The 22,959-nt window shown below is 69.9% G+C and carries 19 protein-coding genes and 1 pseudogene; 17 read left to right on the plus strand and 3 right to left on the minus strand.

Features of this window, described 5'->3' with window-relative positions:
- Positions 1–402 precede the first annotated feature (402 nt).
- Positions 403–984 (minus strand): nuclear transport factor 2 family protein, encoded by a 582-nt coding sequence (locus METY_RS00065; protein WP_244593458.1) that lies wholly within the window; start codon positions 982–984, stop codon positions 403–405.
- Between the two features lie 251 nt (positions 985–1,235).
- Between METY_RS00065 and METY_RS21330 the strand changes: the two are divergent.
- A pseudogene (locus METY_RS21330) lies at positions 1,236–1,421 on the plus strand (IS6 family transposase); the annotation flags it as partial.
- A 292-nt stretch (positions 1,422–1,713) separates the two neighbouring features.
- On the opposite strand, the gene METY_RS00075 reads toward METY_RS21330, so the two are convergent.
- A complete protein-coding gene (locus METY_RS00075) occupies positions 1,714–2,580 on the minus strand; it encodes a nitroreductase family protein (protein WP_103119371.1) in 867 nt (288 codons plus the stop codon).
- Between the two features lie 407 nt (positions 2,581–2,987).
- On the opposite strand from METY_RS00075, the gene METY_RS00080 reads away from it, so the two are divergent.
- From METY_RS00080 to gcvA, 11 genes are all read left to right on the plus strand, one after another.
- Complete coding sequence (locus METY_RS00080) at positions 2,988–3,725, plus strand: SDR family NAD(P)-dependent oxidoreductase (protein ID WP_103119372.1); 738 nt, start codon at positions 2,988–2,990, stop codon at positions 3,723–3,725.
- Between the two features lie 168 nt (positions 3,726–3,893).
- Positions 3,894–5,252, plus strand: a complete 1,359-nt coding sequence (locus METY_RS00085; protein ID WP_103119373.1) for an LLM class flavin-dependent oxidoreductase — start codon at positions 3,894–3,896, stop codon at positions 5,250–5,252.
- A complete protein-coding gene (locus METY_RS00090; RefSeq protein ID WP_103119374.1) occupies positions 5,249–6,469 on the plus strand; it encodes an acyl-CoA dehydrogenase family protein in 1,221 nt (406 codons plus the stop codon). The genes METY_RS00085 and METY_RS00090 overlap by 4 nt, the downstream gene beginning before the upstream one ends.
- 28 nt (positions 6,470–6,497) lie before the next feature.
- The gene (locus METY_RS00095) at positions 6,498–8,129 is read left to right on the plus strand and encodes a rhodanese-like domain-containing protein (RefSeq protein WP_103119375.1); all 1,632 of its coding nucleotides are present in this window, start codon (positions 6,498–6,500) and stop codon (positions 8,127–8,129) included.
- Positions 8,130–8,152: 23 nt separating this feature from the next.
- Positions 8,153–9,013, plus strand: coding sequence for an ABC transporter permease (locus METY_RS00100; protein ID WP_103119376.1), 861 nt, complete (start codon positions 8,153–8,155; stop codon positions 9,011–9,013).
- Positions 9,000–9,800, plus strand: coding sequence for an ABC transporter ATP-binding protein (locus tag METY_RS00105; RefSeq protein ID WP_103119377.1), 801 nt, complete (start codon positions 9,000–9,002; stop codon positions 9,798–9,800). The genes METY_RS00100 and METY_RS00105 overlap by 14 nt, the downstream gene beginning before the upstream one ends.
- 38 nt (positions 9,801–9,838) lie before the next feature.
- Entirely contained in the window at positions 9,839–10,858 is a 1,020-nt protein-coding gene (locus tag METY_RS00110; RefSeq protein ID WP_103119378.1) for a PhnD/SsuA/transferrin family substrate-binding protein, read from the plus strand.
- 25 nt (positions 10,859–10,883) lie between these two features.
- Complete coding sequence (locus tag METY_RS00115; protein WP_103119379.1) at positions 10,884–12,299, plus strand: LLM class flavin-dependent oxidoreductase; 1,416 nt, start codon at positions 10,884–10,886, stop codon at positions 12,297–12,299.
- A gap of 45 nt (positions 12,300–12,344) precedes the next feature.
- On the plus strand, positions 12,345–13,700 hold the full coding sequence (locus METY_RS00120) for an LLM class flavin-dependent oxidoreductase (protein ID WP_103119735.1): 1,356 nt from the start codon (positions 12,345–12,347) through the stop codon (positions 13,698–13,700).
- A gap of 37 nt (positions 13,701–13,737) precedes the next feature.
- Entirely contained in the window at positions 13,738–14,991 is a 1,254-nt protein-coding gene (locus METY_RS00125) for an acyl-CoA dehydrogenase family protein (RefSeq protein WP_103119380.1), read from the plus strand.
- 214 nt (positions 14,992–15,205) lie between these two features.
- The gene (gene gcvA, locus METY_RS00130) at positions 15,206–16,198 is read left to right on the plus strand and encodes a transcriptional regulator GcvA (protein WP_103119381.1); all 993 of its coding nucleotides are present in this window, start codon (positions 15,206–15,208) and stop codon (positions 16,196–16,198) included.
- Positions 16,199–16,412: 214 nt separating this feature from the next.
- Here gcvA and METY_RS00135 read toward each other — a convergent pair whose 3' ends face one another.
- Complete coding sequence (locus METY_RS00135; protein ID WP_103119382.1) at positions 16,413–17,591, minus strand: LLM class flavin-dependent oxidoreductase; 1,179 nt, start codon at positions 17,589–17,591, stop codon at positions 16,413–16,415.
- A 122-nt stretch (positions 17,592–17,713) separates the two neighbouring features.
- Here METY_RS00135 and METY_RS00140 point away from each other — a divergent pair, with 122 nt between their 5' ends.
- Genes METY_RS00140 through METY_RS00160 form a run of 5 tightly spaced genes read left to right on the plus strand, consistent with a single transcriptional unit; the run spans position 17,714 to position 22,826 of the window.
- Complete coding sequence (locus tag METY_RS00140; protein WP_103119383.1) at positions 17,714–18,703, plus strand: ABC transporter permease; 990 nt, start codon at positions 17,714–17,716, stop codon at positions 18,701–18,703.
- A gap of 56 nt (positions 18,704–18,759) precedes the next feature.
- Positions 18,760–19,698, plus strand: a complete 939-nt coding sequence (locus tag METY_RS00145) for an ABC transporter permease (protein WP_244593479.1) — start codon at positions 18,760–18,762, stop codon at positions 19,696–19,698.
- A 1-nt stretch (position 19,699) separates the two neighbouring features.
- Positions 19,700–20,749, plus strand: a complete 1,050-nt coding sequence (locus METY_RS00150; protein ID WP_103119385.1) for an ABC transporter ATP-binding protein — start codon at positions 19,700–19,702, stop codon at positions 20,747–20,749.
- Complete coding sequence (locus tag METY_RS00155) at positions 20,746–21,732, plus strand: ABC transporter ATP-binding protein (protein ID WP_103119386.1); 987 nt, start codon at positions 20,746–20,748, stop codon at positions 21,730–21,732. Before METY_RS00150 ends, METY_RS00155 begins: the two co-directional genes overlap by 4 nt.
- Positions 21,733–21,770: 38 nt before the next feature.
- Complete coding sequence (locus tag METY_RS00160) at positions 21,771–22,826, plus strand: aldo/keto reductase (protein ID WP_103119736.1); 1,056 nt, start codon at positions 21,771–21,773, stop codon at positions 22,824–22,826.
- Positions 22,827–22,959 lie beyond the last annotated feature (133 nt).

The raw sequence follows: 22,959 nt of genomic DNA on the forward strand, positions 1-22,959 counted from the left end.
TTCCAGGGAGCGGAAAATGCGCAGGCGAAAGACCGCGAGTTTTGAAAGGCGCGGCCAACGAGATGTTGACGCGCACCGGCGGTGGTGATCGCCATCGGAGCTGTCGTCTTACTGCCATTGATCGGCCGAATGATACGCTTGATCGTGCGCTGATAGCAGGCCGATCGCCTCAGGGAACGCCCTTCAAAAAAACCGGCCGACGATCCAGCCCGCTCATCAGGCTACGTTTGCTCGGCAAGACCCGACTTGCCGCACGATACTAGCTCGTGCTTGTCTTATCGCCGTACCGAGACGCCCACCGCTTGCGTCAAGGACCACGACAGCCACGAGGGCTGTCCGGCACCTAGTCTAGTCCCTCGACGCGAACGATCCTGCGTTAGTTCGGCGGACCAAATATTGTCTTCAGACCCTGGTTTCCCACCCGTCCGGCCTTGCCTTGATGAGATACTCACCACTTTCTCTAAAACTGCGGACGGTTGCAAAAGTATCTTCCATAAACTGCACGTAGGACAGCTTGCCGTGTTCCCCGCGCGCCAGAACCGCGAATGGTGATGTCACCGTTTTACCCAAAAGACTTGACGTGTAGGTAAACGAGCCAAAAATCGCTGCGCCATCCTTGTTTTCAAAAGTGTCATGAATCTCGAAGTTGTCCACTTTCCAATAACGGCTGACGTCGATAAATGTCTTCACGAGTGCTTCTGTACCATCGTTCGTTCCGGCCCAAGGCATGATCTTCTTTAGTTCCGCGTTTTGAAAGTTGAGCGATACGTATGTGAATTTATCAGTCGTAAATTGTTTGACGAAATCGATATCGGTCGGGTTGGACAAGATCGACTTCAATACAGCCAAAGGTGATGCCATCGATGCAGGTTCGGCTGTGGAAGACTGCTGCGCAAGAGCGTGTGCACTAATGGACACGATGAAATCATCCTCTGCGGTAATCCCGGAAACGGGGTGCCCAATAGTCAGACCTTCATCAGTCACCAGCAAGCGGTGTGAGGAGGCCGGGACACCATTGGCTTATCCCGTTAACCGCTTTGGAGCACAATTGCTCCTTAGGACACGATAGCGCTCAGAACCGGCCACTGTTAGTCTCACGCGGTGTCAAGCTGTGTTGCGCTAGCTGGAACGTTGCACCTAGGCGTGCGCGTTTGACATCCACACCAAGTAGAGCATTTCAGATGGCGCGCGCTCGGCATTGTCACGTTAGGGGCTGCCCGGCGCATGGTGGCGGAATGACCTCGACCTCCTACGCTCGTCACCGTTTCGCGCCGGCCATCATCAAACATGCCGTGTGGCTCTATCTCCGCTTTACGCTAAGCTTCAGAGACGTCGAGGACCTGCTCGCAGATCGAGGCGTCGACGTCTCCTACGAGACGGTCAGACGATGGGTGACGAAATTCGGCCCGGCCTTCGCAAAGTCCTATGTGAAGACGCAGCAGCTGCGCGAGAGCGAGGCCCTGTTCGCGGCGAAGAGCGGCGCCCTTACGCTGATCCCGGTCAACGAGGGCGGCGAAGGCTTCAAGGCGGAGCTCGTCGTGACCGAGAAGCTGTCCAAGATCGGGTTCTACCCGCGCCCCGTCGATTTCCGGACGGTGATCGACGACCGCTACACCGCCCAGATCGAGGCCGGCGACGCTTGGCGCGAGGCGGCCAAGGCCAACTGAACATGTGGGCTGAACCGGCCGCCGGAGCGATCCGGCGGCCGGTTCGTCACGTGTTGCGGAAGCCGAGCGCCTCGAGCGCCTGCCGCAGCACATGACGGCCCTTGAGCGCGGCGACGGTGCGGAGGCGGTCCACCGCCAGCACCGTCCACGGCGTCGGATCGAGCCGCTGTTCGGCGCGGAAGTCGAGGCTGTGGGCGTCGTGGCGGCCGATCGCCGGATGCTGGGCGTCCAGCGCATACCGGTTCCGATGCAGCACCGCTGCCTGCGGCAGTCGGGGCTTCACGGCTGCAGGCGTCTCCGGATCCTCGTAGCCGACCGTGAGGCCGAACACGACGGCCGCCCGGGGAGGCAGGCCCACTTCGCGGGCGACCTCGACGGGATGGTTGCGGAGCGCGCCGATGTAGCACGTTCCGAGTCCGAGCGACTCCGCCGCGACCAGCGCGTTCTGGGCCGCAAGCGCCGCATCGAACGCCGCGATCAGGAAGCCTTCCAGATAATCGCCGCCCTCGAGGCCGGTGCCCTGCTCGTCGGCGAGCGCGGCGGCCCGGGCGAGATCCGCGACCCAGACCAGGAGCAGCGGCGCCTCGCGGATGTGCTTCTGGTCGCCCGCGAGCCGGGACAGCCGCGCCTTCTGCTCGGGGTCGTCGACCGCCACGACGCTCCAGGCCTGCGCGTTCGACGACGTAGGGGCGGATTGCGCCGCGGCTACGAGGATCTCGACGACGCCGTCGGGAAGCGGCGTCGGGCGATAGCTCCGCACGCTGCGATGGCCGAGCAGCACGCCGAGGGTCTCGTTCCAGTGCGCGCTCGCCCCCGCCACGAGCTCGCGGTAGCGCGCGTGAAGCGCCGCCTCCGCATCGGCGCGTGCGTCGGCGAAGGCCGGTTCGGCCGGCAGATCGGCGGTCAACGTCATGAGTATCTCCAACTGAAAGGGCCCTGGCGCGGCGTCCGGAACGATGGGCCGCAGAGTTCGCCGACCGAACCGGCGTTCCAGTCCGCCAACGTCCGGCGCGACCGAGGATCGTTCGCATCCTGCGCGACAAATCACCTTCTGAACGAAGGACGACCAACGGACGACGTCAAGTGCGTGGAATCAACCGATCATCCCGAAACATCGCTGGCGAAGGCGATTATTTTCTTCTCGTCCCGAAAACGTATCGTTGCTTTGCGACTTGCGCGGATCACCTATGATCCCGGCGCACGGGGCGGTTCGTCGTCCGTTGCCTCGGCTCAGCCCGGCCCCTCCGCCCTGTCCCCGCCAGTCCCTGTCGCCAAGCGCCGCCCTCACCCCTTTTGCCGCTTTCTGGAGACGCCACCGCCATGCCGCTTCCGTTCGACGACAAGGTCTTCTGGGTCACCGGCGCGTCGGGCGCGCTCGGGCGCGCCACCGCCCTCCTGCTCGCCGAGCGCGGCGCGACCGTGGTCGCCTCGGGCCGCTCGGTCGCGGAGACCGACTTCGGCGACGCTCCGCGCATCGACCGCCTTCCTGTCGACGTGACCGACGACGCCAGCGTCCGCGCGGGCTTCGCCGCCCTGCTGGAGCGCCATGGCCGCATCGACGGTCTTGTCGCCAGCACCAACGTCGGCGCCTTCGCGGACTTTCTCGAGCTGACCGACGACGACTGGCTGCGTGTGATCCAAGCCAAGCTGCTCGGGAGCGTCCGTCCCGTCCGCGCGGCGCTCCCGACGCTGATCGATCAGGCCAAGGGCGCCATCGTGCTGATCTCGGGCCGCGGCGGCATCGATCCGCCCCCGCAGCACTTCCCGGGCGCGAGCGTCAACGCCGCGCTCGATCTGCTGGCGCAGAGCCTCGGCCGGCGCTACGGGCCGGACGGCGTGCGCGTCAACGCGGTCGCGCCGGGTCCCATCCAGTCGCCACGCTCGGCCCGGCTTGCCGGCGCCACCGAGGAGCGGAAGCGCTTCAGCCGCACCGCGACGCCAGGGCCGGGCCTCCCCGCAGACGTTGCGGAGGCCGTCGCGTTCCTGCTGTCCGACGCCGCGAAGTTCGTGAACGGGTCGCGGCTTTACGTGGACGGCGGCGGGCAGCCCTACGCGTGAGCACACCCCGCGCGACGAGGGCCTCCCTATCGCCCGGCCGCTCAACGCTTTCGTCGGCGCACGCCCGCCGACGAAAGAAATTCTTTCTCTCGGAAAAACAAATGATAATTTCTATCGAAATTGTGAATTGAGTTAGCCCTGTCCCTCCTGACACGGGACACCGCAGACGTGGCCGCAACGCGAGAGCTCCACCTCAACCTGAACTTCCTCCACGCCGGCACCTTCGCCTCCGCGTGGCGTTGGCCGGCGTCGCAGCCGGGCGACTTCGCCGACGTGGAGTTCTACGTCCGCATCGCGCAGCTCGCGGAGAAGGCGACCTTCGACGCGATCTTCCTCGCGGACGTGCCCTCGCTGTCGGACCAGCCGGGCCACCGCACCTTCAACGCGCTCGAGCCCACGATCACGCTCGCCACCATCGCGGCGCGCACCACGCGCATCGGCCTGATCGCCACCGCCTCGTCGAGCTTCAACGAGCCCTACAACATCGCCCGCCGCTTCGCCTCCCTCGACCATGCGAGCGGCGGCCGCGCCGGCCTCAACGTGGTCACAACGGCCGATCCGTCGACGGCCGCGAACTTCAGCGCGACCCAGCTGTCCCATGGCGCCCGCTACGACCGCGCGGCCGAGTTCGCGGAGGTGGTGAAGACGCTCTGGGACAGCTGGGAGGACGGCGCGCTGGTGGGCCACAAGGCCTCCGGTAGGCTCGTCGACACCGCGAAAGTGCATCCCGCCCGGCATGAGGGCGCGCATTTCTCCGTCGCCGGCGCCCTCAACGTGCCGCGCCCTCCCCAGGGCCGGCCGATCGTGGTGCAGGCCGGAGGCTCCGACGACGGCAAGCGGCTGGCCGCGGAGCACGCCGACGCGGTCTTCACCGTCGCCTACACGCTCGACGACGCAGAGCTTTACGCGAACGATCTCCGCGCCCGGCTGGTCCAAGCGGGCCGGTCCCCGTCCGACGTCCTGATCTTCCCGGGCCTCGTCACCGTGATTGGCGGCACCGAGACTGAGGCGAAGCGGCGCGAACAGGAGCTCTGGGAGCTGACGCCGATCGAGTACGGGATCGGCCGGCTCGCGAGCATCCTCCAGGTCGATCCCGCCCGCCTGAAGCTCGACGAGCCCCTGCCCTCTGACCTGACGCTGCCGGCGAACGGCATGCAGACCTTCTTCCGCGGGGCGGTCGCGCTCGCCGCGCGCGGCGGCTTCACCGTGCGCCAGCTCATCCGCGCCCAGGGCGGCGGCACCGGGCACCGCATCATCGTCGGGACGCCCGAGCAGATCGCCGACGACATCGAGCGCTGGTTCCGCGCCGGCGCCGTCGACGGCTTCAACGTGATGCCGGATGTGATCGCCGACGGCTTCCCCGCCTTCGCGGAGCAGGTCGTCCCGCTGCTGCGCGCGAAAGGCCTGTTCCGCGCCGCCTATGAGGGCCGGACCCTGCGCGACCACTTCGGGCTTGCCCGCCCTCCCCGGCGCGCGGCTGCGCAACCCGTCGAGGCCGGCCGCCTGCTTCAGGAGAGCTACGCATGAACGCTCCGAACCCGTCCCCCCGCCCCGTCGATGCGCCGGTCGCCTCCGGTTCGCCGGAGCTCGCCGGGCTGATCGCCGTCATCGCGGCCGGGGCCGAGGCGCGGGATCGGGGCGAGGCCGACGCGCGCGAGGCGATCGGCCTGGTCAAGGGCGCACGCCTCGGCGTCCTGCGGCTGCCGAGGGACGCCGGCGGCGCCGGCGCCCGCCTGACCGAGCTGTTCGAGGTCGTGCTGGCGCTTGGCGAGGCCGACTCCAACATTCCCCATATTCTGCGCAACCACTTCGCCTTCGTGGAGCGCGCTTTACGGGTCCCCGGCAGCGCCAAGCATCGCCGCTGGCTCGACGAGGCGCGCGCCGGCCGCATCTTCGGCCTCGGCGCGAGCGAACTCGGCACCCAGAACATCGGCGACGGCTCGAGCGAGACCTCGCTGACGCCCGACGGCGACGGCCACCGGCTGAACGGCGCCAAGTACTACAGCACCGGCAACTACTACGCCGACATCCTCTACGTGCACGCGCGGACGCCGGAGGGCGAGCGGGTGGCGGCCGTGATCCCGGCCGACCGCGACGGGATCGACCGCACCGACGACTGGGACGGCATCGGCCAGCGCCTGACGGCGAGCGGCGCGACGACCTTCGCCAACGTCCGCGTCGAGCCGGACGAGGTCGTGCGGATCGCGGCGGAAGAGCTGAAGGTGCCGCACGACGCCACCTTCGCGCAGCTCTACCTCACGGCGATCGTCGCCGGGATCCTGAAGGCGGTCGTGCGCGACGCGCGGGCGCTGCTGACGTCGCGGGGGCGGAACTACTACCACGCCGTCGCGGCCAAGCCGGCGGACGATCCCCTGCTGCAGGAGACGCTCGGCCGGCTGGCGAGCGCGGCCTATGTCGCGGAGGCGGCGGTGCTGCGGGCGGCCGCCGCGCTCGAGCGCGCCTACGACACCGCGCTTGCCGGCGCGCCCGACGCGGAGCTGTTCGAGGAGGCCTCGCTCCAGGCCGCCCAGTCCAAGATCGTCATCGACGAACTGGCGCTGACGGCCGCCACGCGGCTGTTCGACGTTGGCGGCGCCTCCGCGGCCAAGCAGAGCGCGCGGCTCGACCGACACTGGCGGAACATCCGAACGATCTCGTCGCACAACCCGGTCGCCTACAAGGCGCGCGCCGTCGGCCTTCACACGCTCGACGGGACGCCGCTCCCGACCGCCGCCTTCTTCTGACGTCTCGCGCCCCGAAGGGAACGCCTCGATGACCCTCGCCGTCTCTCCCGAGAAGACTGTCGCCGCGCAGATCCCGCTGATCGACGTCGAGACGCTCGCGGACCTCCTCGCCGACCCCTCCGAGAGCGCCGTCGTCGACGTCCGCGACGAGGGCGTCTACGGCCGCGACGGCCACATCCTGCTCTCCGTGCCGCTGCCGCTCAGCCTGCTGGAGCTCAGGGCCGCCCTGCTGCTGCCGCGCAAGGGCGTGCGGGTGATCGTGACCGACGCCGGCGACGGCGTCCTCGCCGCGCGCGCGGCGCAGAAGCTCAAGGCCTTCGGGTATTCCGACGTCAGTCTGCTCGACGGCGGCGTCGCCGCCTGGCGGGCCTCGGGCCGCGAGGTCTACACCGGCTCCGGGGCCTATTCGAAGGCTTTCGGCGAGTTCGTCGAGCACGCCTACGGCACGCCCCATCTCTCCGCCGCGGAGCTCAAGCGCAAGCTCGACGCCGGCGAGGACGTGGTCGTGGTCGACGGCCGCACCATCAAGGAGTTCGAGAACTTCTCCATCCCCGGCGCCTACGCCGTGCCGAACGCCGAGCTGCCCTACCGGGTCCACGACCTGCTGCCCTCCGACGACACGCTCGTGGTCGTCAACTGCGCCGGCCGCACCCGTTCGATCATCGGCGCCCAGGCGCTGATCAACGCCGGCCTCCCGAACCGCGTCGTCGCGCTCGAGAACGGCACCATGGACTGGCTGAAGGAGGGCTACAGGCTCGAAAGCGGCGTCGTCCGCCACGCGCCGAGCCCGAGCGACGCCGCGCTCGCCAAGGCCCGCGCCTCCGTCGATCGACTGACCGAGCGCTTCGGGATCCGCTGGCTCGACGACGAGGCGCTCGACGCGCTGCGGGCCGAGAGCGAGGCCCGCACGCTCTATCTCTACGACGTCCGCACCCGAGGCGAGTTCGAGGCCGGCCATCTCGCCGGCTCCCACTGGGCGGAAGGCGGCCAGCTGGTGCAGGCGCTCGACAAGTTCGCGGCCGTGCGCAACGGGCGCATCGTCGTGATCGACGACGCCGACGGGGTGCGGGCCGCGATCACCGCCTCCTGGCTGATCCAGCTCGGCTGGGGCGAGGTCTTCGCCCATCGCCTCATCGCGGCGGGCCTCGAGACGGGCCCGGACCGGATCCCGCTCGCAAGCCCCGTCCCGGCAGCGGAGACCGTGACGGCGGAGCGCCTCAAGGCCTTGCTCGCAAGCGGCGAGACCAGCGTGATCGACCTCGCCGACAGCCTGACCTACGAGGCCGGGCACATCCCCGGCGCTGTTTTCGCGGTGCGGTCGCGCCTCGGCGACGACGCGGACCGCCTCCCCTCCAAGGCGCTCGTGCTGACCTCGCCCGACGGCGCGCTCGCGGGCTTCGCCGCGCCCGAACTCGCAGCCCTGCTCGGCCGGCAGGTCCGGGTTCTCACCGGCGGAACCGCCGCCTGGCGCGCCGCCGGCCACGACCTCGAGACCGGCGCGACCGCCCTCCACCACGCCGCCGAAGACGTCTGGCGCTCCCCCTACCAGGTGGCAGGCGAGCGGCAGCAAGCCTTCAAGGCCTACCTCGACTGGGAGGTCGACCTGCTCAACCAGATCCAGCGCGACGGCGCCGTCGAGCGCTTTGCCGTCTTCAAGTGACGGTCCTCGGAGCGTCAAGCGCCATGACCTACGCCCCCTCCCCCGCACCGGCGAACGGGCCGCTGGCGCTGGTCGACCTCCCGACGCGGCCCAAGGTGCGGAGCGCGGCCGACGCCTTCGTCCGCGGGCGCCGCTTCGCCTCCCGGGCGCTCGCTCCGGTTCTCATCCTCGTCGTCTGGCAGCTCTCGTCCGCGACCGGCTGGGTCGACCCCTTGGTGCTGCCGTCGCCGACCGACATCCTCGCAGCCTATGGCGAGCTGACGGCCGACGGTGAACTTTACGACGCGTTGCAGGCGTCGCTCGCCCGCTCGCTCACCGGCCTCGCCCTCGGCGGCTTCACCGGCCTGCTGCTCGGTCTGTTCGCCGGGCTCTGGCGGGTGGGCGAAGAGCTGTTCGACGCGCCGCTGCAGATGCTGCGGACGGTGCCGTTCATCGCCATGATCCCGCTGTTCATCATCTGGTTCGGCATCGGCGAGAACGCCAAGATCGCGCTGATCTACGCCGCCACCATCTTCCCCGTGTATCTGAACACCTACGCCGGCGTGCGGGGCGTCGACTCCAAGCTGATCGAGGCCGGCCGGGTGTTCGACCTCGGCCCGACGCGGATCGCGCTGCGGGTGATCCTGCCCACCGCGCTGCCGTCGATCCTCGTCGGCTTCCGCTACTCGGCGGGCGTCGCCCTGCTCGCGCTGGTCGCCGCCGAGCAGATCAACGCCCGCTCGGGCATCGGCTACATCCTGATCAACGCCAACGTGAACCAGCGCACCGACGTCATCGTCGCCGGCATCATCCTCTACGCGGTTCTGGGCATCGTCATCGACATCGTCATGCGCGTGATCGAGCGGATCGCGTTGCCGTGGAGGGGAAAGCTTGTCCTCGCTTAGTCTCGCCCGCCTGCCGGACCCTGCGCCCCCGGAAGGCCCGTCCCGAGCCCCGCGCCGGTTCGACGACGAGCCGCTTGCGGTGCGCCTCCAGGGCGTCCGGCGGACCTTCGGCGCCCGCGCGGTCATCAACGGCGTCGATCTCGAGGTCCGACGCGGCGAATTCGTCTCGCTTCTTGGGCGCTCCGGCACGGGCAAGACGACGCTGCTGCGCATCCTCGCAGGCCTCGACCAGGCCGACGGCGGCGAGGCGCGCGTACCCCAGGCGCGGTCCGTCGTGTTCCAGGAGCCGCGGCTGGTGCCGGCGAAGCGCGTCTGGCGGAACGTGACGCTCGGCCATCGGCGCGGGCGCGAGACCCGCAGGATCGCCGAAGCGGCGCTCGAGGAAGTGGGCCTCGGCGGCCACGCCGACGCCTGGCCGCGGACGCTCTCCGGCGGCGAAGCGCAGCGCGTCGCGCTCGCCCGCGCGCTCGCCAAGGAGCCGAGCCTGCTCCTGTTGGACGAACCTTTCGCAGCCCTCGACGCGCTCACCCGCATCCGCATGCACGATCTGGTGGAGCAGCTCTGCCGACGGCACCGGCCGGCCGTCGTTCTCGTCACCCATGACGTGGACGAGGCGATCCTGCTGTCGGACCGGGTGCTCGTGCTCGCCGACGGCGGCATCCGCTTCGACGCGCAGGTGGAGCTTGCGCGCCCGCGCGGCCAGACCGAGCCGGGCTTCGCGGCGCTGCGCGCCCGCCTCCTGGCCGAACTCGGCGTCGCCGGCCCCGCCGATCCGCATCACGCCTGATCCCCTCTTTGCCTTTTTCCGTTCCCGGAGACCGCACCGTGACCTTCAAGTTCATCTCGCCGACGCGCCGCGCGGCGCTCGCCGCCGCGGCCCTCCTGTTCGCTGCGGGTCCCGGCTGGGCCGACGCCCCGAAGACCAAGCTGCTCGTCGGCTTCCAGGACTGGACCCTGCCCGAAACGGTCGGGGCCTCCGGCGTGCTCGAGGGCGCACCTTATGAGATCCAGTGGGTGGTGCTGCCGGGTCCCGCGTCGCAGCTCTCGGCGCTCTACTCCAAGGCCATCGACGTCGGCCACATGGGCGACACCTCGCTCATCATCGAGCAGGGCAAGTCCAAGACGCCGTGGGTCGCCGGCGAGCAGCCGCTGCAGATCGTCGCCGGCTGGCGGGCGACCGACGCCAAGTACCCGCCCATCATCACGGTCGGCCGGGCGGAGGCCGGGGTAAACACGCTGGAGGATCTGCGCGGCAAGACCTGGGCGTTCAACTTCGGCGGCTTCAACTACGTGCAGTACCTGCTGTCGTCGCTGAAGTCCGGCCTAGGCAAGAAGGACTTCGAGCCGGTCCAGCTCGCCGACCAGAACGCGACCTCGGCCGCCTTCCTGTCCGGCAAGGTCGACGCCTTCTCCGGCAGCACCACCGTCGTCGCCGAGGCGATCGAGAAGGGCTACGCCAAGGTCCTGCAGACCAGCGACGAGCTGGGCATTCCCGCGCTGAACGTGCTGACCGCGCGCGGCGATGTGCTGCGCGACCCGGCGAAGAAGGCCGCGCTCGCCGACTTCCTCGACCGCGTGCGCAAGCACTGGGCCTGGTACGCCGCCAACACCGACCGGGTGGAAAAGCTCCTCATCGAGAAGATCAAGCAGAGCCCGGCGCGCGCGAAGATTTCGACCGAGTACTCGAAGGCAACGTTCCAGCCGCTCGACACCGACCTGATCAAGCGCGAACAGCGGATAGCCGACGTGCTGTTCGAGGCTAAGGCGATCCCGAACAAGATCGACGTCAGCCTCGAATTCGCGAGCGAGTTCAACGCCTCGACCGTGCCGACGGTGCAGAACTGACCGCGCTGACCTGGAGACGCCGCCCATGACCGCACGCCGCGAAATCCGGCTGAACGCCTTCCACATGAACGCGCCCGGCCATTCCTGGGCCGGACTGTGGCGGCACCCGCGCGACCGGTCGGTCGACTACAACACGCCGGAGTACTGGGCCGATCTCGCCCGCATCGCGGAGCGCGGCAAGTTCGACGGCGTGTTCCTGGCGGACGTGTTCGGGACCTACGACGTCTACGGCGGCTCGGCTGACGCCGCACTCGCCGGAGCGGCGCAGGCGCCGAACGCCGATCCGACGCTGGTCGTGCCGATCATGGCGCAGGTCACCGAGCACCTGGGCTTCGGCGTCACTGCGAACCTAACCTACGAGCACCCCTACCAGTTCGCCCGCCGCTTCGCGACGCTCGACCACCTGACCCGCGGCCGCGTCGGCTGGAACGTCGTCACCGGTTATCTCGAGAGCGGCGCAAAGGGCATGGGGCTCGCCGAGGCCCGGGCCCATGACGACCGCTACGCCGCCGGCGAAGACTTCCTGGAGGCCGTCTACAAGCTCTGGGAAGGCAGCTGGGAGGACGACGCCGCGGGCCGCGACCGGGCGCGGGCGGTGTTCACCGATCCGCGCAAGGTCCACCGCGTCCGACATGACGGTCCCTACTACAAGGTCGACGGCCTGGCGCTCAGCGAGCCGTCCCCGCAGCGCACGCCGGTGCTCTATCAGGCGGGGACCTCGTCACGCGGAAAGCGCTTCGCCTCCAGACACGCGGAGGCGATCTTCCTCAACGGGCAGACCAAGAAGATGGTCGCGGACAGCGTGCGGGCCATCCGCGAGGGCGCGCGCGAATTCGGCCGCGACCCGCGCGACATCCAGTTCTTTCTCGGCACGACCGTCATCGTCGCGCCGACCCGCGCGGAAGCCGTTGAGAAGCAGCGCGAGATCGCGCGCTACCTCGACGTCGCGGGGCAGCTCGCCCTGCTCTCCGGCTGGACCGGCATCGACTTCGCGCGGTTCTCGCCGGACGAGGCCGTCCGCTACGTCGAGAGCAACGCCCTGCGCTCGCTGGTCGAGAACCTGACCGTCAACAGCGACCGCCCGTTCACCTATGGCGAACTCGCGGGCTTCAATCCCGTCGGCGCCCGCGCTGGCTTCGTCGTCGGCTCGCCTTCGGAGGTCGCGGACGAACTGATCTCCTGGGTCGAGGACACCGACATCGACGGCTTCAACCTCGTGCGGGTCATCGCCCACGAGACGCTCGAGGATTTCGTCGATCTGGTGGTGCCCGAGCTTCAGTCCCGCGGCGTGTTCAAGACCGAGTACCGCACCGGCACGCTGCGCGAGAAGCTGTTCCCGGGCGAAGGCCCCCGCCTGCCGACGCGCCACCCCGCCGCGGCCCACCGCCGGAAGGCGGTGGCGGCGCAATCGATCGTCGAGCCCGCGCAAGCCGAGGCCTGACGCCGCACGGCCTCCCGCCACAACGTCAACGCTAGGATGTTGGACATGACGAAGCGCAAGGGTCAGCTGAAGCTCGGGGCGTTCTACCACGAGGGCGGCCACCACATCGCCGCCTGGCGGCACCCAGAAGCGGAGCTGGGGGACCGGTTGGAGAATTACGTCTCCTTCGCGCGCAAGGCGGAGGCGGCGAAGTTCGACGCGGTGTTCCTGGCGGACGCGCCCACCGTGCGCCTGCGCGACGGTGAGGCGTCGGCCTCCCACGCCCACAGCGGCGTGCGCACCTTCGAGCCGTTGACGCTGCTCTCGGCGCTCGCCGGCGTCACCAGCCGCATCGGCTTCGTGGCGACGGCCTCCACCAGCTTCAACGAGCCCTACAACATCGCCCGGCAGTTCAATTCGCTGGACCACCTGAGCGGCGGCCGCGCCGGCTGGAACCTCGTCACCACCGGCGACCAAGACGCGGCCTTCAACTACGGCCACGCCGCGCATATCCCGCATCATCTGCGCTACGAGCGCGCCGGGGAGTTCGCCGACGTCGTCACCGGGCTGTGGGACAGCTGGGCCGACGACGCCTTCCCGCGCGACCGCGCCGCCGGACGCTATTTCGACACGGACAAGCTGCACGTCCTCAATCACGAGGGCTCGCATTTCCGCGTGCGCGGACCGCTCAACACGCCACGCTCGCCGCAGGGGCGGCCCGTGCTGGTGCAGGCCGGCTCGTCGGAGCCGGGCAAAGAGCTCGCCGCCCGCACCGCGGAGGTGATCTTCACCGCGCAGCAGACGCTGGGCGAGGCCGTCGCCTTCTATGCCGACGTCAAGGGCCGGCTAACCCGCTACGGACGCTCGCCGGACGACCTCAAGATCCTGCCCGGCGTGTCGCCGGTGGTGGCGCGCACCGAGTCGGAGGCCCGAGAGAAGTTCGAGTATCTTCAGAGCCTGATCACCCCGAAGGTCGGCGTCGATCTGCTCAGCCAGCACATCGGCGGCTTCGACCTCAGCGGCTATCCCGTCGATGGTCCGTTGCCTGACCTGCCGGAGACTAATGGCCCGAAGAGCCGACAGGCCTTGGTGACCGAGCTCGCCCGCCGCGAAAACCTGTCGATCCGGGAGCTTTATCTGCGCATCTCGGGCGCCCGCGGCCATTGGCAGGTGGTGGGCTCCGCCGAGCAGGTCGTGGACCTGCTGGAGGAGCGCTTCGTCAACCACGGCGCCGACGGCTTCAACATCATGGCGCCGCTCCTCCCTGGGGGGCTCGACGACTTCATCGAGCTGGTCGTCCCGGAGCTGCGCCGCCGCGGCCTGTTCCGCGACGACTACGAGGGGACCACGCTGCGCGAGCACCTCGGCCTCCAGCGGCCCGCGGACGCCTTCGCCCGAGGGGCGCGCGCGGCGGCCGAGTGAGGACGTCCGCCACGGCGGACAAGCGAAGGCGATATCCATGACGCAGATCGAACAGGGCTGGGGCGCGGGGCCTACCGCCCGCTACGAGACTCTGGCCGCGCCGTTTCGCGCCGTCTTCGCCCGCATCCGCGCCTCCGCCGCGGAGCGGGACCTGAAGCGCCGGCTGCCGCACGACGAGCTCCTCTGGCTCAAGGAGGCGGGCTTCACCACGTTGCGGCTGCCCGCGGACCGGGGCGGACTGGGCGTGACCCTGCCCGAGCTGTTCGCGCTGCTGATCGAGCTGTCGGAGGCGGACACCAACGTCACCAACGCGCTCCGCGCGCACCTCGGTTTCACCGAGGACGTGCTGACCTCGCCCTTCGACGGCTGGCGCGAGCGCTGGATCCCGGTGATCGCCGCGCGGGAGACCGTCGGCAGCGGGTTCTCCGAGACCGGGGAGGCTAAGGTCGGCGCCTTCGAGACGACGCTCGAACCGGACGGCGAGGGCTTCCGCCTGAACGGCCGCAAGTTCTACACCACCGGCTCGCTGTTCGCGGATTGGATCAACTTCAGCGCCCACAGCGAGGGTTCGCTGCTGCAGGCGGTCGTCTCGACGACCGCAGAGGGCGTCACGATCGACGATGATTGGGACGGCTTCGGGCAGGCGCTGACGGCGAGCGGCACGGTACGGTTCGCGGAGGTGCGGGTGGCCGCGGAGCTGGTGAACCCTTCTCCGAAGCGCTTCCGGCACGCGGTCGCCTTCTTCCAGCTGGTCCATCTCGCCTCGCTCGCGGGCATCGGACGCGCCGCCGCGAAGGACGTCGCCCGGCTGGTGCGCGAGCGCCGCCGCGTCTACAGCCACGGCGCCGCGCCGCGGGCGAGCGCCGATCCGCAGATCCTGCAAGTGGTCGGCGGCGCGCACGGCGCGGCCTATGCGGCGGGTGCGATCGTGCTCAAGGCGGCGGAGGCGATCCAGCGCGTCTATGACGCCAACCGGGCCGGCGACACCGAGGCCGAGGAGACCGAAGCCGCGCTTGCGGACGTCGAGGTCAATCAGGCGGTGACGGTCGTCACCAACCTGATCCTCGACGCGACGACCACCCTGTTCGACGCGCTCGGCGCGTCCGCCACCAGCCGCACGCTGGGCCTTGATCGCTACTGGCGAAACGCCCGCACCATCGCGTCCCACAACCCCCGCATCTACCGTGAGCGGACCGTAGGCGATTTCGCGGTGAACGGCGCGGCGCCGCCGTCAATCTACCGCGTCGGCGTCGCGTCGGCGGCCGAAGAGGCAAGGATTGCGGCGGAGTAGGCTTCTACGACGGGAGGGAGGCCACGCCGCGCGCGCGGCAAAATATTATTCCTATTGAATGTATATGATGTCTCTTCTAGGACTCGGGCGTCGGCTTGACCGCGCCGCGCGAGGGACACGCGCCTTCGCTCTTCCGTTCGCCCTTCAGGCGAGATGTTCGAACGGCGGTTGCGGTCCCGCGGTCAAGCGACGGCTGTGAGGATCTACGCCGCCCATGAACCGGCCCTTTCGCGAACCTCGGACCAACCTCGCGCAGCTGCCGCCCATGACGGCCCTGCGCGCGTTCGTCGCCGTGGCCCAGCACGGCAGCTTCATCCGCGCCGGCGAGGCGCTGCACGTCACGCCGGCGGCCATCGGCCAGCAGATCCGGCAGCTCGAGGCGCACATCGGAACGCAGCTGTTTCGGCGCGACCGCGGTCAAGCGCTTGAGCCGACCGAGGTCGCCCAGAAGCTGCTGCCGGGCCTCGTCGAAGGCTTCGCGTCGATCCTCGCCGCGGTCGACCGGTTGTCGGAATCGGAAGAGGCGCTCCCGCTCCGAATTTCGGTCGCGCCGTCGTTCGCGCTGAAATGGCTGCTGCCACGCCTCGACCGGTTGCGGGCGCGTCATCCCGAGTTCGACGTCCGCATCGCCACCACGACCGATCTCGTGGACTTCTCGCGCGACGAGGCCGATTGCGCCATCCGCTTCGGCGCGGGCTCCTACTCCGGCCTGCACTCCGAAATCCTCCTGTCGGACTATGTGGTCCCGGTCTGCAGCCCCGCCCTGCTGCGCGGCCCCTTCCCGCTCGACGACATCTCGCGCCTGCCGGCGCACGTCCTGCTCCACGACGACGGCGCCGCGATCGACGCGAGCGCGCCGGACTGGCGGACCTGGCTGAAAACGGAACACGTCGAAGGCATCGACCTGACCCGCGGCCCGCGCTTCGACCAGGCGCTGATGGCGATCGAGGCGGCCATCGCCGGCCAGGGCATCGCGCTCGCCCGAAGCACCCTGGTCAGCGACGACCTCGCGAACGGACGCCTGATCCACCCCTTCGGCGAGCCGCGGAAGGTGCTGCATTCCTACCATTTCGTCTGCCGGCCCCACCGCCTGCACACGCCGCGGATCCAGCTCTTTCTCAACTGGCTGCGCGAGGAAGCCGCGGCGAGCGCCGCGGCGCCGGGGACGGCGCACGCGCCCGATCCTAGGGCGCAACTCTCAGCCTGAGCGACCGGACCTCTGCGTAGACGCCGGGCTCGCGGCGCTTGGAGCGGTTTCGGGTCTCGATGACCTAGTGACACCACGTCAGTCCGGGCGAAGTCCCGGAATCCATGATCACGCCGGCGGAGGCTGATCTCGACCGGGCTCATGGGCCCCGGGACAGCTCCGGGGCGACGGCGGAACGTGAGGCGCCGCCGCGGCCCGCGGACCTGAAACCGCTCTAGGCCCTCAAGCCAGCCTGCGTCATCAGCGGGAGGATACGCTCGCCGAAGAACGTCAGGTCGGGTGCGAAGTCGTAGAACGAGAGCTGGAAGCCGTCGACGCCGGCGCGTTTGAGCGCGACCAGTTGCTCGACGATCTGCTCGGGCGTTCCGACCAGCTCCATGTTGCCGCCGATCGCGCTGCGGGCGAGCGTGCCACGGTCGACCTGCCCCTTCCAGGCCTGCGCGTCGCTGTCGAACCGCGTGAACCGGCCGATGGGATCAGCGTGCGCGACGATGGCGTCGTAATAGGCGCGCGTGTCGGATTCGGTCTCGCGCGAGACGATGAGGGGATTCAGCAGCGTCCGCACCGAGCGGCCGACCTCCGCCGCCGCGCGCTTGGCCTTGGCGGTGTGCGCGGGCAGGCTCTCGAGCGCGGTTCCGATGGTTCCGCCGCCGGGGCTCGTCACGAACACGATGTCGGAGTAGCGGCCGGCGAAGGCGAGGCCCGCGTCCGAGCCGGTGGCGTTGACCAGAGTCGGCCGGCCATAGCGCGGCTTCGGGGTGACGAAGGCGTCCTTCAGCTTCCACGACGAAATCCCGTCGAAGGAAAAGTTGTCTTCCGCCGCCCAAAGGCTCTGCAGCACCTCCACGAACTCCGCGGCGAGCTCGTAGCGGCGATCATGGTCGATCCGGCTCCAGCCGAAGGCCTCGTGCTCGATCGCCCGGTGGCCGGTGACGACGTTAACGCCCCAGCGGCCGCCGGAGATGTGGTCGAGCGTCGCGCCGAACTTTGCGAGGTGCAGCGGGTGCCATGGGCCGTAGAGCACGTGGATGGTCGAGATCAGCAGCACGCGCGAGGTGACCGCCGCGAGCGAGGCGGTGGCGACGAAGCTGTCCAGCGCCTGCCCGTCGAACACGCCGCCGTAGCCGCCCTTGGGAAGCCATTGCGACAGCGCGAACACGAGGTCGAAGCCGAGCTCCTCCGCCTGCAGCGTCAGCGCCTTGTTGTAGTCAAAGCTCCAGTCGGTGGTCCGCGGATAGGTCGAGGCGCTCCATCCCCCGGCCTGGATCGGCAGGAACAGCCCAAGCAGCGTCGGTTGCGCGAAGGCCGTGGCGAGCGGGCTGCCGGGGAAGTCCGCCGGACCCGGCGGCAGCGGCCGGCCCACGAGCGCGCCGGGACGGTGGGCGATGGTCATGGCGTCTCTCCTGCCGGTCCTGTCGCCTGGTCAGGCGCCGAACACCAATCAATTGACTCATTCACTAAACTTAGTCAATTTCAGTCCTCGCCGGTGCTCGGCCGCGCCAACCGAAGAGCCTGATGTCCGCGATCTCCCGACTTGCCAAGGCCCTGCGCCGCGCGCTGCTGAGCGCCGTCCCGACCGCGCTTGGCGTGGTGGTGCTGAGCTTTCTGCTGCTGCAGCTCGCCCCCGGCGACGCCGCCGACGTGATGGCGGCGGAGGCGGGATCGGCGACCGAGGAGACCATGGCGGCGCTGCGCGCAAGCTTCGGGCTCGACCTGCCGATGCTGGAGCGGCTCCTGGCCTACCTCTGGGGGCTCGCGCACTTCAGCCTCGGCTTCTCGCCGCGCTTCAACATGCCGGTGGCGGAGCTGATCGCGCAGCGGCTGCCGGGGACGCTCGCGCTGATGGGCGTGTCGCTCGCCCTGGCGCTCGTCATCGGGCTCGCGCTCGGGGCCGTGATGTCGGCCTTCGCGGGGCGCTGGCCGGACCGGGCGCTCTCGGTGGTGGCCTTGCTGTTCTATTCCATCCCCGGCTTCTGGATCGGGCTGATGCTGATCGTGCTGTTCGCGGTGAAGCTCGGCTGGCTGCCGAGCGGCGGCGGCGGCGCGATCGGCTCAGCTGCAACCGGGCTCGACGGCGTGCTCGACCGCGCCCGCTACATGATCCTGCCCGGCGTTTCGCTCGCGCTGTTCTACGTCGCGATCTACGCCCGCCTCGCCCGCGCGGCGATGCTGGAGGTGAAGGCGCAGGACTTCGTCCGCACCGCCGCCGCCAAGGGCCTGTCGCCGGCCGCCGTGACGCTCGGCCACGTGCTGCCGAACGCGTTGTCGCCGATCGTCACCATGGCGGGCCTCCACTTCGGCGGGCTGATGGGCGGCGCCGTGGTGGTGGAGACGGTCTACTCCTGGCCCGGCCTCGGCCGGCTGTCCTACGAGGCGGTGATGAGCCGCGACTTCTCGGTGCTGCTCGGCGTGCTGCTGCTGTCCTCGCTGCTCGTGATGGCGGCGAACGTGACCGCGGACCTCGTGCAGGCCTGGCTTGACCCGCGGCTGGAGCGAGCCTCGTGAGCCTGTCGGAGACCGCCGACGCCCGCTCTGCGGCGACCGTCGCCCGCGCCCGTGCGCTGACGCCCCAGGCGCCCGCCGACGTTCCGCCGGAGTGGTCCAACGTCCACGCGCCGGACGCGCGCAAGGCCGCGACCCGATCGGTCGTTCGGCCGCCGGACCGCCGCCGCGCGCTCCGCGCCTTTCTGCGCAATCCGAACGCGCTCGTCGGCGTCCTGCTGCTCGCGGGCGTCGCCCTCGCGGCGTTGCTCGCCCCCGCGCTGTTCCCCGGCGACCCGCTCGCCATGGTCGGCCGGCCTGTGCTGTGGCCCGCCCAGAACCCTCGCTTTCCCCTCGGCACCGACCGGCTCGGCCGCGACGTGCTGGCGGGACTGATGCACGGCGCCCGCGTCTCGCTGGCCATCGGCTTCGCCGCCACCGCCTTCGCGCTCACCACCGGCGTCGCTGTCGGCGCCGTCGCCGGCTATTGCGGCGGGCGGATCGACGCGGCGCTCGTGAAGCTCGTCGAGATCTTCCAGGCCGTCCCCGGCTTCATCCTGCTGATCGTGCTGGTCGCGATCGCCCAGCCCTCGACCCTCACGCTGGTCTGGGCGATCGCGCTGGTGAGCTGGCCGCAGGTGGCGCGGCTCACCCGCGCCGAGGTGCGCGCAGTGCGGGCGAAGGAGTTCGTGGAGGCCGCCCGTAGCCTCGGCTACGGCCACGGCCGCATCATCGTCCGCGAGATCCTGCCCAACGCCCTGCCCCCGATCATCGTCACTGCATCGGTCATGGTAGCGACCGCGATCCTGATGGAGAGCGCCCTCGCCTTCATGGGCCTGTCCGACCCCAACGTGGTGAGCTGGGGCTCGATGATCGGCTCGGGACGCGAGCTGCTGCGCACCGCCTGGCCGCTGACCGCGATCCCCGGGCTTGCGATCGTCGTCACGGTGCTCGCGCTGAACTTGCTCGGCGACGGTCTGAACGACGCCCTCAACCCGCGCCTCTCGGCGGAGCGCTGACATGGCAGCGCTACTCGAGGTCGACCGGCTCTCCGTCGCTTTCCCAACCGCGACGCCGGTGCGCGAGCTGTCGTTCGCGGTCGAGCGCGGAGAGACCCTCGCGATCGTAGGCGAGTCCGGCTCGGGCAAATCGCTCACCGCGCTCGCGCTGATGCGGCTGCTGCCGCCCGCGGGCCGGATCGCCTCGGGGAGCGTCCGTTTCGGCGGCGAAGATCTCGCGCGCCTCGACGAGCGCGCCATGCGGCGGGTGCGCGGCGCGGAGATCGCGATGGTGTTCCAGGAGCCGATGACGTCGCTCAACCCGCTGAAGACGCTGGGCGCCCAGATCGGCGAGGCGCTGCGCCTGCATGAGGGCCTGTCGCGCCGCGCCGCGCGGGCGCGCGCGATCGAACTGCTCGACCTCGTGCGCATCCCGGAGCCGCACCGGCGGGTCGACGACTACCCGCACCGGCTGTCGGGCGGCATGCGCCAGCGCGCCATGATCGCCATCGCCGTCGCCTGCGGTCCCAGGCTGCTGATCGCCGACGAGCCCACCACCGCGCTCGACGTCACCATCCAGGCGCAGGTTCTGGCCCTGCTCGACCGGCTACGGGCGGAGCTGTCGATGGCGCTGCTGCTCATCACCCACGACCTCGGCGTGGTGGCGCAATGGGCCGACCGGGTGATCGTGATGTACGCCGGCGCCAAGGTGGAGGAGGCGTCGCCGCATGTGCTGTTCGAGCGGCCGCTGCACCCCTACGCCAAGGGCCTGCTCGCCGCCTCGCCGCGGCTCGAGACCACGCGCCACTACCGCGACGGCCCGCTGACGGAGATCCCCGGCTCGATCGGGTCCGCCGCCCGCGAACGCGGCTGCGCCTTCGCGCCGCGCTGCCCTGAGGCGGTCTCCGCGTGCAGGGCCCAGGTCCCCGCCCTCACCTTCGCGGGCGAAGACCGCCTCGTCGCCTGTCCGGTGGCCCTCCACACGGAAAGCCGAGAAGCCCCCTCACCCTCCATCGCTGACGCGATCTCGACCTCTTCCCGCCGGGGAGAGGTGAGAAGGCCAGTCCTATGAGCATTGCGGAAGCTGAAGCGGTCGCGGGCGGCGGAGCGAGCGAACGCGCCCCCCTCCTCGCCGTGCGCGACCTGAAAACTCATTACGAGACGGCGGACGGGACGCTGCGCGCGGTCGATGGCGTGTCGTTCGAGCTGCGCCGTGGCGAGACGCTCGGCCTCGTGGGCGAAAGCGGCTGCGGCAAGTCCACGCTCGGCAAGACGCTGCTGCGGCTGATCCGGCCCACCGCGGGCGAGGTGCGCTTCGCGGGCGAGGACCTCGCGACCCTCGACGACGGCCGGCTGCGCAAGCTCCGCCCCCGCCTGCAGATGGTGTTCCAGGACCCGTTCGGCTCGCTCAACCCGCGGCACACCATCGGCGAGATCCTGAACGGTCCGCTCATCGTGCATGGGCGCGGAACGAAGACCGAGCGGCGGGCGCGGATCGCCTGGATGCTCGACAAGGTCGGGCTGCCGCCCGACGCCGGCGGCCGCTACCCCCACGAGTTCTCCGGCGGCCAGCGCCAGCGCATCGGCGTCGCCCGCGCGCTGATCCTGAACCCCGACCTCGTGGTCTGCGACGAGCCGGTGTCGGCTCTCGATCTCTCCATCCAGGCGCAGATCCTGAACCTGCTGGCGGCCCTGAAGCGGGAGCTCGACCTCTCCTACCTCTTCATCTCCCACGACCTGTCGGTGGTGCGCTACTTCGCCGACCGGGTGCTCGTGATGTACCTCGGGCGGATCGTCGAGAGCGGCCCGCACGACGTGCTCTGGGCGAAGCCCCGCCACCCCTACACCCAGGCCCTGATCGCCGCCGCGCCCGATCCGTCGCGCCGGCGCCAGGCCGCCCCGATCGCGGGCGACCTTCCCAGCGCGCGGGCCGTTCCAACCGGTTGCCGCTTTCATCCGCGTTGTCCGAAGGCGACCGATCTCTGCGCCCGCGAGGAGCCGCCGCTGCGCGCCCTCGGCGGCGCGGAGGTCGCCTGCCACCACGCCGACGCCTGACGCTCCAAGGAGACGATCCCATGAGCCAAGATCACGCCATCCACGACTACCGCTATCTCGGCCGCAGCGCCCTCAAGGTCTCGCCGCTGTCGCTCGGGACCATGATGTTCGGCGGCCCCACCGACGAGGCCACCTCCCACCGCATCATCGCCAAGGCCCGCAGCCACGGCTTCAACTTCCTCGACACCGCCGACGTCTACAACAAGGGCGCGTCCGAGGAGGTCGTGGGCCGCGCGATCAAGAGCGAACGCCACTGGTGGGTGCTCGCGACCAAGTTCGCGAACCCCGGCGGCGAGGGGCCGAACCAGCGCGGCGTCTCGCGCAAGTGGATTATCGAGGCGGTCGAGGCCAGCCTCAGGCGGCTGAACACCGACTACATCGACATCCTCTACTTCCACCGCGCCGTGTTCGACGCGCCCTTAGACGAAGGCGTGCGGGCGATCGGCGACCTGATCGCGCAGGGCAAGCTGCGCTACTTTGGCGTCTCGAACTTCCGGGCGTTCCGCATCGCGGAAGTCGCGCACATCGCCGACCAGCTCGGGATCGACCGGCCGGTCGCGAGCCAGCCGCTCTACAACATCGTCGACCGCAAGGCCGAAACGGAACAGCTTCCGGCTGCGGACCACTACGGCCTCGGCGTGGTGTCCTACTCGCCGCTCGCGCGCGGCGTGCTGACCGGCAAGTACGCGCCGGACGAAAAGCCCGCCGCCGACACCCGCGCGGGCCGCGCCGACAGGCGCATCCTCGAAACCGAATGGCGGCCGGAGTCGCTCGCCATCGCCCAGGAGATCAAGCGCCATGCGGAGGCGCGGGGAATCTCGGCCGCCGACTTCGCGCTCGCCTGGGTGCTGAACAACCGGCTCGTCACCTCGGCGATCACCGGCCCTCGCACTGAGGCGCATTGGGACGCCTATGTGAAGGCGCTCGACTACCGCTTCACGCCCGAGGACGAGGCGCTGGTCGACCGTCTGGTCGCGCCGGGCCACGCCTCGACGCTCGGCTTCAACGACCCCGGCCACCCCGTCGAGGGCCGCGTCTCGCGCGTCGGCGCCGGCGGGGCGCGCCAGCCCATCCCGCTCCGCAAGGCGGGCTGAGGGCCGAAGCCGCCCCGCGTCATCCCGGCCGAGCGTGAGCCAAGAGCCGGGATCGTGCGCCGCAGATGGCGCTCCTCCCCCGACGATCCCGGATGGGCGCGGCTTCGCCGCTTGTCCGGGATGACGAGATCAA

The sequence above is a fragment of the Methylopila sp. Yamaguchi genome (assembly GCF_002897035.1).
Classification (GTDB): Bacteria; Pseudomonadota; Alphaproteobacteria; order Rhizobiales; family Methylopilaceae; genus Methylopila.